The organism is Myxococcus sp. CA056 (assembly GCF_013336715.1).
Lineage (GTDB): Bacteria > Myxococcota > Myxococcia > Myxococcales > Myxococcaceae > Myxococcus > Myxococcus llanfairpwllgwyngyllgogerychwyrndrobwllllantysiliogogogochensis.
Genome location: NZ_JABUMT010000017.1, coordinates 22,534 through 35,050, shown reverse-complemented (window position 1 = coordinate 35,050; position 12,517 = coordinate 22,534). Strand labels below are relative to the sequence as shown.

Here is a 12,517-nt window from a genome sequence, read left to right as displayed (position 1 = left end):
GTGAGACTTCGCAAGGGCAAGGTCATCCCGAGGGATGACGGCAAGCGCATCGAGGAGTTCGTGGGCGCGGCGACGACGGGGACGGATGCGGCGTCCGTGGCGCGGATGCTGGCGCCTCCGGGCTGGGCCGAGCCGGCTCAGCGACCCGAGTTCGACGAGGTGGTCATCGTCCTCAAGGGGGAGCTGACGCTGGTGGTGGAGGGCCGTCGCGAGCGCATCCCCGCGGGCGAGGTGGGCATGGTGCCGCGCGGCAAGCGCGTGGTGTACCGCAACGACGGCAAGGGCGCGTGTGACTACTGGTCCGTCTGTGCGCCGGCCTTCCGTCCGGAGCGCGCGCACATGGAAGCGCCGGCGCCCCGGGAGAAGGAGAACGTGGTGACGGTGCAGGTCGCGCACGGGCAGGGCAAGGAGTTCGGCCGGCTCCTGACGACGTGGGCCCGGGACTACCTGAAGCGCCTGTCGCTGGCCCACTGCGAGCTGTCGCTGTCGCTGGTGGATGACCGCGCCATCCGTCGGCTCAACCGCACCTGGCGGGACAAGGACAAGGCGACGGACGTCCTGAGCTTCCCCGCGGGCGAGCAGCCCCGGGGGACGCCAGGTCCGCGCCCGCTGGGCGACGTGGTCATCTCCCTGGACACGGCGAAGCGACAGGCGAAGGAGTATGGCCGCACGCTGGAGTCGGAGATGGCGCGCTACCTGGCGCACGGGCTGCTGCACCTCCTGGGACACGACCACGAGCGCCCGCGCGATGCGAAGCGGATGGCGGCGCTGGAGGAAGAGCTTCTGGGGGAGCGCGGCATGGTGGCGGACTCGCTCCAGGTGGACGCGAAGGCCCGCCGGGCCCGCAGCCTGATGTAGGGCCTCGCACGGCCCCCTGGCGGACAATCCGGCATCCTGTCGATTGAGTCGGACGGCGTGCATGATAGGTAGGCCGCCTCCCGCGTGTTGGACAAAGCCATGCCTCGCTTGTCGCTCATCGCTCTCTGCCTGCTCGGCCTGTTGCTCGCGGCTCCCGCGCGCGCGGCTGCTTCGGACCTGGTGCCTCCCTGGGGAACGGGGGAGAGCCAGGGCGAGGACCTCGTCATCTCGCTGGCCACCTTCAGCCCGGGCGACGACGTGCCCTCGTGGTGGGGACATGGCTCGCTGGTGGTGGAGGACCGCCGGCTCGGCGTGGCGCGCCTCTACAACTACGGGATGTTCTCCTTCGACGACGCGATGCTCGCTCGCTTCGCGATGGGACGGCTGGAGTTCTGGGTCGGGCAGGCGCGCGTCGACAGGACCTATGGTTTCTATCGAGCCGAGGACCGCGACGTCCGCATCCAGGAGCTGAACCTCACTCCGGAGCAGCGACAGCAGGTCGCCAAGAGACTGGCCGACAACGTCCTGCCGGAGAATCGCGAATATCTGTATCACCACTACAACGACAACTGTGTCACGCGTCTGCGGGACATGATTGACGGGGCCACGGGTGGACAGCTCCGCGAGGCGGACCGGGCCCCGGGCCGGATGACGCTGCGCGAGCACACGCGGCGCTACACGTCGGTGAATGCGCCGATGAGCGTGCTGCTCGACTTCATGATGAACGATGAGATCGACCACCCCATCACCCGCTGGGAGGAAGCCTTCCTCCCGGACGAGTTGGAGACGCAGGTGGCGGCGCTCCAGCTGAAGGGCGCGGATGGTCAGTCCCGGCCGTTGGTGGCCAGGAGCTGGAACTACTACGCGTCGCCCGACCGCGCGCGTCCCCCCGCCGAGCCGCCCGCCTGGGGCCCCTGGCTTCTCGCGCTGGGCCTGATGTTGGGCGGCGGGGCGCTGGGACTGGCTGCCTGGGAGCGCAAGCGGGGGAGCCGGCTGGCGCGGGTGCTGCTCGGTCTGGAGAACGCGCTGCTGGGACTGGTGCTGGGCATTCCAGGCACGGCGCTCTTCGTCATGTGGCTGGTGACGGACCACACGGTGGTCTACCGGAACGAGAACCTGTTCCTGGCAAACCCGCTGACGCTGCTAGCGGTGCCCTTTGGTGTGTCGCTGATGCGGGGCAACCCGAAGGCGCGAGCCCGGCTCTTCACGGTCTGGGGCGTGCTCACGGTGACGGCGGTGCTGGGAATCCTGCTCAAGCTCTTCCCGCCGTTCGACCAGGACAACGGGCGGCTCATCGCGCTCATCCTGCCCATCTCCATCGGGATGGCGGGGGCCTTCAGCCTGGACCGTGTCCTCGCGCGCTTCACCGGGACCCACCGCGCGTCAGCGGACCGTGGCGACACCGTCGCTCCGCTCAAGACGCCCTGACGCTTTCGTTTTCAACCTACTTCCACGCGGTGGCCGCTGACGGCACCGCGCGCCCGCGGAGAACAAGACATGGCGAACGATTCGATGGAGAAGATCAACGGCCTTCGGGAGCGCGTGTTGGCGCTCCGGGGGCATCTTTGACCTGGACCGCAAGCGGTCCCGCATCGCGTTGATTGAGCGTGAGAGCACGCTGCCCACCTTCTGGGACGACAACACCAAGGCGCAGTCGATGTTGAAGGAGAAGTCCGCGCTGGAGGCGGGCGTGGCCTCCTACGACAGGGTGATGCGCGGGCTGGACGACGCGCAGACGCTGCTGGAGCTGGCGGCGGAGATGAGCGACGAGGACACGGCCCGGGAGGCGGAGGGCTCGCTCGCGGGGCTGGACGGCGACGTCGCGAAGCTGGAGCTGGCGCGCATGCTGTCCGGCGAGCAGGACCGCAGCAGCTGCTTCATGGACATCAACGCCGGCGCCGGTGGCACCGACTCGATGGACTGGGCGGCCATGCTGTTGCGCATGTACACGCGCTACTGCGAGACGAAGGGCTGGAAGGTGGAGATCAGCGACGAGGTGCCGGGCGAGGAGGCGGGCTTCAAGAACGTCTCGCTGCGCATCGAAGGCGACTTCGCCTACGGCTACCTCAAGGCCGAGGTGGGCGTGCACCGGCTGGTGCGCATCTCCCCGTTCGACGCCAACGCGCGGCGGCAGACGGCCTTCGCGTCGGTGGACGTCTACCCGGAGGTGGATGACGCCATCCAGATCGACCTCCCCGAGAAGGACATCGAGCTGAAGTTCATCCGAGGCAGCGGCGCGGGTGGACAGAAGGTGAACAAGACGTCCTCCACCGCTCAGCTGCGCCACCTTCCCACGGGCATCATCGTCACCACCCAGACGGAGCGCTCGCAGTCGGCCAACAAGGAAATGGCCTTCAAGATTCTGCGAGGCCGCCTGTACGAGCTGGAGATGAAGAAGCGCGAGGCCGCGCGCGACGCCGCCGAGGCCGCGAAGAAGGACATCTCCTTCGGCTCGCAGATCCGCTCCTACGTGCTGGCCCCCTACCGCATGGTGAAGGACCTGCGCACCGGTGTGGAGACGGGCAACGTGGACGCGGTGCTGGACGGCGACCTGGAGGAGTTCATTACCGCGCAGTTGTTGGGGGTGAAGAACCCCAACCGCAACGCGGCGATGGATTAGCCCCCGACACCCGGGAACCTTTTTCCGCGCCTTGTTGTCGGAGGCGCGGTGGGGCAGGGGAACGGGATAGGCTTGAAGGGGCAGTGGCCCTTCCTCCTCGGAGGGGCTGTCGCGGGAGGACACTGGTGTCGCCGGGCGGCGTGCTCGAAATCGGACAGGACGGGCCGGCCGCGGATGCGACCGCGTCACGGCGCGAGGACGCGGTCCTGCTGGCCCGGCTGCGCCAGGGCGAACCCGAGGCCTTCGAGCAACTGGTGCGCACGCATCAGGACCGGCTCTACGACTTCTGTGTCCGCATGGTGGGGGACCGCGAGGAAGCCCACGACCTGGTGCAGGAAATCTTCGTCAGCGTGCACCAGAACGTCCGCCGCTTCCGCGAGGACGCGAAGCTGTCCACCTGGCTGTTCCGCATCACCAAGAACCACTGCATCAACCGGCTGAAGTACCTGAAGCGTCGAGGCAGGGGCCGCTCGGAGGAGTACGACGAGACGAGCACCCTGTGGGTGGACGGGCCTGGAGCTCCGCCCGCACCGGATGCCGCGCTGGAGTCCGCGCGTGAGCGGGCCCGGGTGCAGTGGGCCATCTCCCAGCTCGAGCCCGACGCACGCATGCTGGTGGCCCTGCGAGACATCGAAGGGCTGAGCTACGACGAAATCGTCGACATTACCGAGCTGCCCGAGGGCACGGTGAAGAGCCGGCTCCACCGGGCGCGCGAAAAGCTGGCGAACCTCCTGGGGCGGCTTGAGCCATGAGTGGATTCCATCGCAGACTCCCGGACGTGGACCCGCACCTGAACCACCGCGAGGCCAAGGCCCTCTTCTTCGCGCTCGCCGACGACGAGCTGCCCGCCCCCCAGGCGCAGGCGGTGCGTACGCACCTGGACGGCTGCGACGAGTGCCGCCAGGGGTGGGAGGGATATTCGCGCACCGTACGACGTCTCCAGGGCGTGGAGCGCGAGAAGGCCCCGCCCGCGCTGGCGTCGCTGGTGATGACTCGAGTGCGCCGCCAGCGTCGTTTCGGGCTGAAGGGCCTGCACATGGCGCACATGCAGCACCGCTTTCCAGTGGAGATTCTCATTCCCCTGCTGCTGGCCGCGGCGGTCGCTGCCTTCCTGTTGATGGCGGCCCCCTGAAGCTTCCCGATGTGTTGCGTTGCGTCCTGAGGGAGCCTTGGCTACGGTGCCGCGCCTCTTGGAAGGGCGCGCGATGGCTGACGACCAGAACAACGAACTGGGCTCGAAGGAGCAGGAAATCTACGACCAGCGGCTGGAGAAGGCCGCGAAATGGCGTGAGGCCGGCTTCAACCCTTACGGCAATGGCCACCGCCCCCAGCACCTCGCGGCCGACATCCTCGCGAAACACGCTGATGACACCCCCGAAGCACTGGAGCAGACCCCCGTCTCCTACGACGTCGCGGGTCGGCTCGTGGCGATGCGCTCGTTTGGCAAGGCCGCCTTCATCAAGCTGAGAGATCGCTCCGGCGAAATCCAGGTCCACATGAAGAAGGACGCGCTCGCGGAAGGCTACGAGGTCTTCAAGCTGTGTGACTTGGGCGACTTCCTGGGCGTCACCGGCACGCTGTTCCGCTCGAAGACGGGCGAGCTGACGCTGGCGGCGACGAAGTTCGCGCCGCTCACCAAGTCCCTGCGGCCCCTGCCGGAGAAGTGGCACGGCCTGACGGACGTGGAGATCCGCTACCGCCAGCGCTACCTGGACCTCGTGTCCAACCCGGACGTGAAGCAGACCTTCCTCCGGCGCAACAAGCTCGTCCGCTTCATCCGCTCCTTCCTCGACGGCCGTGACTTCATCGAGGTGGAGACGCCCATGATGCACCCGCTGGTGTCGGGTGCCGCGGCGCGGCCGTTCTCCACGCACCACAACGCGCTCGACATCGACCTGTACATGCGCATCGCTCCAGAGCTGTACCTGAAGCGACTGGTGGTGGGCGGCCTGGAGCGCGTCTACGAGGTGAACCGGAACTTCCGCAACGAGGGCGTCAGCACCCGGCACAACCCCGAGTTCACCATGCTCGAGTTCTATCAGGCGTACGCCACGTACGAGGACCTGATGGACCTGAGCGAGGAGATGATCTCCGAGGCGGCCAAGGCCGTCACCGGCGACACCAAGGTGAAGTACGGCGAGCATGTGCTGGACTTCGGCAAGGGCTGGAAGCGCATCTCCATGGTGGAGGCCATCCGCGAGGCCGTGGGCGGCGGGACGCTCTCCGACAAGGACATGGCGGACGCCGACAAGCTGCGCCACGAGCTGCTCAAGACGTCGCATGGCGAGTCCGAGCGGCGCGCGATTGATACGATGAACCACGGGGAGCTGGTGGGCGCCCTCTTCGAGGCCCACGTCGAGCACACCCTGATTCATCCCACCTTCATCACCCATTTCCCCACCGCCGTCTCCCCGCTGGCCCGCAGGAACGACCAGAATCCGGAAATCGCGGACCGGTTCGAGCTGTATGTGGCGGGGCGGGAAATCGCGAACGCCTTCTCCGAGCTGAACGACCCGCTGGACCAGAAGGGCCGCTTCCAGGCCCAGCTCGACGCCAAGCAGCGCGGACAGCAGGAGACGATGGACTACGACGAGGACTACATCCGGGCACTCGAGCACGGCATGCCTCCCACGGCGGGCGAAGGCATCGGGATTGATCGTCTCGCGATGCTGTTCACGGACTCTCAGAGCATCCGCGACGTCATCCTGTTCCCCCTCCTCAAGCCACTGGCGAAGTAGCCAGGAGGCCAAGTGCACTCGGCAGAACGGCAGACCGTCCACCGCTGGATTCTCCTCTGGGCCGGGGCCCTCGTGGCCCTGGTCGGATTCATCCTGCTCGGGTGGTCCATCTCCGCGTCCGGCGCCTGGGCGGAGGTGAGCTCCGCGCTGGGGTTGTCCCTCTTCGGCTGGGGCGGGGTGCTCCAGGCCATCAACGGGGCCTCCCTCCTGCCGGTGCATGCCGCGGTGAAGGACTCGCTGCCGCCCGCCGGGTCCTGGTCGCTCGTCTCCGGCACGCTCATCTGGTTGCTGGGCTGGGGACTGGTCGCGCTGGGGACCCAGCGCGCGCCGGCGACGACGGAGGGCCCGAGCCTCGCGGCCGGGGCTCCGCTGTACCCGCGTCTGGCGCGCTACCGGGACTTCTACTGGAGCACGCTGGGGGCCTACGGCGGCGGCATCCTGCTCGCGGAGCTGGTCCTCGTCCTCCTCCAGACGGTGCTGTCCAGTGGCGTGCCCTCCTCGGACCTGAGCGCGGCGAAGGACTCGGGCGGAGGGCTGTCGCTGCCTCCCACCGGGGCGTTCGCCATCTCCCTGGTGATTGCCGCCGCGGTGGCCTTCATCTCCGGCTTCGTGGGGGCGTCTCGCGCGCAGCGGCTGTCGCTGCCGGAAGCCACCATCGGCGTCCTCTACCTGGGGCTGCCCGTCCCCCTCCTGCTCACCTTGATGGAGCGGATTCCGTGGCTCCAGCTCCAACTGGGCTACCGGCTGCGCGAGGTGACGTACGTGGCGAGCCTGCTCGGCCGCCCCGAGCTGGCGTACTGGCTGACCTTCACCGGCCTGGTGCTGGCGTTGGTGCTGGGCATCAACACGGGCTTCGTCGCCGCCGGCAGTGGGCGCGTGGACCTGAAGCTGGGCTTCGAGCTGTTCGTCGCCCGCCGCCACGTGGCCGTCTTCCGCCCGTCGCTGCTGCTGGGGACGCTGGCGGTGCTGATGTTCGGCATCATCCCGCCCTTGCTCGTGTACTTCATCATCCGCGCCGCCGAGGCCGCGGTGGAGCGCACCCGCATCCGCGCGCTGGGCCTGTCGGACCCGTTGGCCGCGTCGGAGGCGCTGCACTCGCTGAAGCTGCGCGAGCAGTCGCCCACCATGATGATGACCGCGCTGTCGGTGGGCGGCGTGGGCGTGGGCGTCATGGCCCTCATCATCGTCCTGTCGGTGATGAGCGGCTTCGAGGCGGACCTCCAGAAGAAGATTCTGGGCACCAACGCGCACGCGGTGGTGACGCGGTATGCCGGCGACCTTCCTGAGTACTCCAAGGTGATGGAGTCCATCCGCAAGGTGCCCGGCATCGCTGGGCAGACGCCGTTCATCATCAACCAGGTGATGATTGCCTCCGAGGGCAACGTCGACGGCGTCATCATCAAGGGCATCGACCCGGCCACGGTGGGCGAGGTCACGGACCTGCCCCGCAACATCCTCGGCAACGGCTCGCTCGACATCCTCTACACGCCGGAGAAGATCCTCTCGCGCGGACTGGACGAGGAAGAGTCGGAGACGCCCGAGGGGGGCGGGGCAGGGGAGGAGGGCGGAGACGACATCATCCGCCGTTCCGGCAAGCCGACGAAGCCGCCCGTGCTGCCCGGCATCGTCATCGGCCGCGAACTGGCCGCGTCCCTGCGCGTGGTCGTGGGCGACCGGGTGAACGTGGTGTCGCCCCTGGGCACGGAGCTGGGACCCACGGGGCCCATCCCCAAGAACCGGGCCTTCCGCGTGGCGGCCGTCTTCTACTCGGGGATGTACGAGTACGACTCCAAGTTCGTCTACATCCTGCTCAAGGAAGCGCAGGACTTCTTCAACATCCAGGGCGCGTCCGGCATCGAGCTGAAGGTGCTCGACATCGACGATGCCCGGCGTATCTCCGGCCAGGTGGTGAAGCTGCTCGGTGGGTACCCCTACCGCGCCCGCGACTGGGGCGAGATGAACAAGAACCTCTTCTCCGCGCTGCGCCTGGAGAAGCTGGTGATGGGCATCATCCTCTCCATCATCATCATCGTCGCCGCGGGCCTCATCGTCGCCACGGTCATCATGCTGGTGCTGGAGAAGCGCAAGGAGATCTCCGTCCTCAAGGCGCTCGGTGTCCCCGATGGCGGCATCGTGAAGATCTTCCTCGCGGAAGGGCTCCAGATTGGCGTCGCCGGAGGCCTGCTGGGCCTGTTCTCCGGCCTTGCCTGGTGTCTCTTCATCGAGAAGGTCGGCATCAAGCTGGACCCGGAGGTCTATTACATTCCCGCGCTGCCGGTGCGCATCGAACCTTTGCAGACCGCGCTGGCTGTCGTCATCGCGGTGCTCGTCACCTACCTGGCGTCCATCTACCCGGCCCTCAAGGCGAGCAGCGTGGAACCGGTGGAAGGGCTCAAGGCGGAGTAGCCATGACGCTGTTGTCCATCCGCAACGTCTTCAAGAGCTACTTCCTGCACGGCAAGCGCATTGACGTGCTGCGTGCGGTGTCGCTCGATATCGGCAAGGGGGAGCTCGTCTCGCTGGTGGGAGCCTCCGGCGCGGGGAAGAGCACATTCCTTCACGTGCTGGGCACCCTGGACGCCCCCGCCGCCGGCGAGGTCTTCTTCGATGGCCGCTCCGTGTTCGACATGAACGACGCGGAGATCGCCGAGTTCCGCAACCGCACCATGGGCTTCGTCTTCCAGAGTCACTACCTGCTGCCGGAGTTCACCGCCCTGGAGAACGTGGCCATGCCGGCCCTCATCCAGCGCCGGGAGCGCTCCGGGGCCTACGGTTATGCCCGGGAACTCCTGGAGCGGGTGGGATTGGGTCAGCGGGTGGACCACAGGCCAGGGGAACTGTCCGGTGGTGAAGCCCAGCGGGTGGCCCTGGCCCGCGCCCTGGTTCTCAAACCCGCGGTCCTGCTCGCCGACGAGCCGACCGGAAACCTGGACCCGGCGACGGGCGAGGGCATCCACCAGCTCCTGAGAGACGTCAATCGGGAGTTGGGCATCACCGCCGTGGTCGTCACCCACAATGAGACGCTCGCCCGTTCCATGCCCCGCCGCCTGCGGCTGGCTGGCGGGCAGGTGTCGGAGGCTTGATGGCTCCGCGCTTTTGGATTGAGGGCGTCGCGCCCCTTCCCGTACATTGCCCCGCCTTTCTCTGGCCGGTCTCCCCTTGAGGCACCCCGTTCTGTCCCGCAAGTCACTGCTCCCGCTGCTAGCGGTCGTCCTGTGGTCGCTCGTGCCTGGCTCCGTCCAGGCGCAGGTGAACGGGGGTGCGCCTTCCGCGGCCCCGGTTCCGAGCACCCCTGCCCCCGCCTCTGAACGTCCTCAGGACGCCCCTGTCGACGCCGCCCCCGCCGACGCCGCCCCCGCGTCCGAGGATGACCTCAACCGGGTGGTGGAGGTTCGCGTCGAAGGAAACAAGCGCGTGGAGGCCGAGGCCATCCGCCGCGCGTTGCGCACCAAGGTCGGCCAGTCCCTGGCGTCCGCCCGCAGCGCCGAGGACCTCCGGGCCGTGTGGGCCCTGGGGTACTTCCAGAACGTGGAGCTGCTCGTGCAGCGGCTTCCGCGCGGCGTCGCCTACGTCGTCCGCGTCGAGGAGCGGCCCATCGTCCGCCTGGTGACGCTCAAGGGCAACGAGGAGCTCAGCCGGGACGACCTGAAGGAGGAAATCGAGGTCAAGCCCAACACCATCCTGGAGCTGGAGACCGTGCGCAGCACGGTGAAGAAGATCCAGGCCAAGTACGTGGAGAAGGGCTTCTTCCTCGCGGAGGTGACGTACCAGATCAAGCCCAACGAGGGCGGCGCTAACAACAGCGTGGACGTCATCATCATCATCAACGAGCACGCCAAGGTGATGGTGAAGCAGATCACCTTGATTGGCGCGGAGAAGGTCCCCGCGTCGGTGCTCAAGGAGACGATGATCACCCGCGAGGGAGGCTTCTTGTCCTTCTTCACGGGCGAGGGCACCTACCGCGAAGAGGCCTTCCAGCGCGACCTGGCCGTCATCCAGATCGCCTACTACGACCGCGGTTTCATCAACGTCAAGATCGACAAGCCCACCGTCCAGCTGTCCGCGGACAAGCGCTACATCTACATCACCCTGCGCATCGTCGAGGGTGAGCCCTACGACATCGGGAAGATCGACTTCTCTGGCGACCTGCTCTCCGACGTGTCGAAGGAGAAGATGGCCGAGCTGATGAAGTCGACGCCGGGCCAGCGCTTCAACCGCTCGCAGTTGTCGCAGGACATCGTCGGCGTGTCGGACATCTACTTCGACCGGGGCTACGCGTACGCGAACATCAACCCCGTCACCAGCGTCAACGCGGACAACCGCACGGTGGACCTGACCTTCGACGTGCAGAAGGGCCCCCAGGTCACCATCGAGCGCATCGACGTCGTCGGCAACAGCAAGACGCGCGACAAGGTCATCCGCCGCGAGCTGCGTGTGTACGAAGGCGAACTCTACAGCGGCACCGGTGTGCGCCGCAGCAAGGAGCGCGTCACCGCGCTGGGCTTCTTCGAGACGGTGGAAATCACTCAGAGCGCGGGCAGCACGGACGACACCATCGTCCTGCACGTGGAGGTGAAGGAGAAGGCCACCGGTACCTTCCAGGTCGGCCTCGGCTTCTCCAACGTGGAGAACTTCATCTTCACGGCGCAGATCTCCCAGAACAACTTCCTGGGCTGGGGCCAGAGCGTCTCCGCGTCCGCGCAGATCTCCGGCCTGCGCTCCCTGGTGCAGCTGTCGTTCTATGACCCGTACTTCCTGGACACCAACTACCTGCTGTCCGCGGAGTTCTTCCGAGTCCAGGCCGACTACGACGGCTTCATCCGCAACTCCACCGGTGGCACCATCTCCATCGGCTACCAGTTCATCGACGACCTGCTCGGCACGGTCGGCTACACCCGTGAGTGGGTGAACGTGGAGGCGGGCTCGAACCTGGGCGCCGTGCTCCTGGCCAACCAGTTCCTCTCCGGCACCACCAGCGCGGCCCGGCTCTCGCTGTCGTTCGACCGCCGAGACAACCGCCTGTTCCCCTCGCGCGGCTTCATCCACTACGGCTCGGTGGAGCTGGCGCCGGACTTCATGGGCGGCACGTTCCTCTTCAACCGGTACACGGCCTACTCGCGCCTGTACTTCCCGATGCCGCTGGGCTTCGTGTTCAAGACGAACGCCACCATCGGCTACATCCAGCAGCTGGATTCGAACAGTCCGCTGCCCATCTCCGAGCTGTACTACGTGGGTGGCATCAACAGCGTCCGCGGCTACTACCTGCGCAGCATCAGCCCCTCGGTGAAGGTGCCCCGCTCCAGCAACCCGGACGCCACCGTCACGGACTTCCTCGTCGGCGGCAACAAGCAGCTCGTCTTCAACTTCGAACTCGAGTTCCCCATCTTCGAGAAGGCCGGCCTGCGCGGCGTGCTCTTCTATGACGCGGGCAATGCTTTCGCCTCGAACGAACGGTTCTTCCAGGACCGACAGGACAAGCTGCCGCTCGGCCTCTTCCACTCCGCGGGCTTTGGCTTCCGCTGGTTCAGCCCGATTGGTCCCCTGCGCTTCGAGTGGGGCATCCCGCTGACCAGGCGGCCGGAAGACGACCGGATTCTGTTCGAGTTCACTATCGGCAACTTCTTCTGATAAGCCATCGTCCGTCGTCCCGGCCCCGCCCTGGCGGGAAGGGTTGAACAAGCCCGGGCGTCTGACGTCGGACCCTGTACCCTTCCCTGAGGAGCTGTTGAACATGTCGCTTCGCACCACTGTCGCGGCCATGGCCGCCGTCCTGTCGCTTGCCCTGCCGGTGGCCGCCTCGGCCGCCGACCTGAAGGTCGCCTACGTGGACCTCCAGCGCGTCCTGCTCGAGGTGGATGACGGCAAGGCCGCCAAGGCCCGCCTCCAGAAGTGGCTGGAGGAGAAGCAGAAGGAAATCGACAAGGAGCAGACCGCTCTGCGCACGGAGAAGGAGACGCTGGACAAGCAGTCCAGCGCGATGACTCCCGACGTCCGCGCCCAGAAGGAAGCGGACCTGCAGCGCAAGGTGATGGTGCTCGCCCAGAAGTGGGAGAAGAGCCGCGGCGAGGCCGCCACCAAGGAGCGCCAGGAGATGGAGCCCATCATCAACAAGATCGACCAGGTGGTGGCGTCCATCGCCCAGCGGGACGACCTGGGCATGGTGTTGGACAAGCGTGACTCGGGCATCGTCTTCGCCAAGGCCCAGTACGACATCTCCAACGAAGTGATTCGCGCCTACAACGGCTCGAAGACGACGAAGACGACGGCGGCGAAGGACGCCCCGACGAAGTAATCGGCTCCA

General features: G+C 67.0%; 10 protein-coding genes. All 10 read left to right on the top strand.

Going from position 1 to position 12,517, the window contains the following annotated elements:
- The 10 genes from ybeY to HUA76_RS38695 all read left to right on the top strand — a co-directional run bounded on the left by ybeY (position 1) and on the right by HUA76_RS38695 (position 12,508).
- On the top strand, positions 1-858 hold the full coding sequence (gene ybeY, locus HUA76_RS38740; RefSeq protein ID WP_141647334.1) for an rRNA maturation RNase YbeY: 858 nt from the start codon (positions 1-3) through the stop codon (positions 856-858).
- 99 nt (positions 859-957) lie between these two features.
- On the top strand, positions 958-2,286 hold the full coding sequence (locus HUA76_RS38735; protein ID WP_174458863.1) for a DUF4105 domain-containing protein: 1,329 nt from the start codon (positions 958-960) through the stop codon (positions 2,284-2,286).
- Positions 2,287-2,355: 69 nt separating this feature from the next.
- A protein-coding gene (prfB, locus tag HUA76_RS38730; RefSeq protein ID WP_246137653.1) for a peptide chain release factor 2 occupies positions 2,356-3,478 on the top strand; the annotation gives its coding sequence in 2 pieces (ribosomal slippage) (positions 2,356-2,424 and positions 2,426-3,478; 1,122 coding nt in all).
- Between the two features lie 125 nt (positions 3,479-3,603).
- The gene (locus tag HUA76_RS38725; RefSeq protein WP_141647331.1) at positions 3,604-4,230 is read left to right on the top strand and encodes an RNA polymerase sigma factor; all 627 of its coding nucleotides are present in this window, start codon (positions 3,604-3,606) and stop codon (positions 4,228-4,230) included.
- The gene (locus HUA76_RS38720) at positions 4,227-4,610 is read left to right on the top strand and encodes an anti-sigma factor (protein WP_141647330.1); all 384 of its coding nucleotides are present in this window, start codon (positions 4,227-4,229) and stop codon (positions 4,608-4,610) included. Before HUA76_RS38725 ends, HUA76_RS38720 begins: the two co-directional genes overlap by 4 nt.
- 73 nt (positions 4,611-4,683) lie before the next feature.
- Positions 4,684-6,216 carry a lysine--tRNA ligase gene (gene lysS, locus HUA76_RS38715; protein WP_174458862.1) on the top strand — a complete coding sequence of 511 codons (1,533 nt, stop codon included), beginning with the start codon at positions 4,684-4,686 and terminating at the stop codon, positions 6,214-6,216.
- 12 nt (positions 6,217-6,228) lie between these two features.
- Positions 6,229-8,622: an ABC transporter permease gene (locus HUA76_RS38710; protein ID WP_174458861.1), complete on the top strand. Its 2,394-nt coding sequence runs from the start codon at positions 6,229-6,231 to the stop codon at positions 8,620-8,622.
- A gap of 2 nt (positions 8,623-8,624) precedes the next feature.
- On the top strand, positions 8,625-9,299 hold the full coding sequence (locus HUA76_RS38705; protein WP_141647327.1) for an ABC transporter ATP-binding protein: 675 nt from the start codon (positions 8,625-8,627) through the stop codon (positions 9,297-9,299).
- 76 nt (positions 9,300-9,375) lie between these two features.
- A complete protein-coding gene (gene bamA, locus HUA76_RS38700) occupies positions 9,376-11,844 on the top strand; it encodes an outer membrane protein assembly factor BamA (RefSeq protein ID WP_254614766.1) in 2,469 nt (822 codons plus the stop codon).
- Positions 11,845-11,947: 103 nt separating this feature from the next.
- The gene (locus HUA76_RS38695) at positions 11,948-12,508 is read left to right on the top strand and encodes an OmpH family outer membrane protein (RefSeq protein WP_141648300.1); all 561 of its coding nucleotides are present in this window, start codon (positions 11,948-11,950) and stop codon (positions 12,506-12,508) included.
- Positions 12,509-12,517: the final 9 nt, after the last annotated feature.

Excerpts from the sequence above, each read along its gene's own strand:
- lysS (WP_174458862.1), top strand. The coding sequence starts at position 4,684 with ATGGCTGACGACCAGAACAACGAACTGGGCTCGAAGGAGCAGGAAATC.
- HUA76_RS38705 (WP_141647327.1), top strand. The coding sequence starts at position 8,625 with ATGACGCTGTTGTCCATCCGCAACGTCTTCAAGAGCTACTTCCTGCAC.
- HUA76_RS38720 (WP_141647330.1), top strand. The coding sequence starts at position 4,227 with ATGAGTGGATTCCATCGCAGACTCCCGGACGTGGACCCGCACCTGAAC.
- HUA76_RS38735 (WP_174458863.1), top strand. The coding sequence starts at position 958 with ATGCCTCGCTTGTCGCTCATCGCTCTCTGCCTGCTCGGCCTGTTGCTC.
- HUA76_RS38695 (WP_141648300.1), top strand. The coding sequence starts at position 11,948 with ATGTCGCTTCGCACCACTGTCGCGGCCATGGCCGCCGTCCTGTCGCTT.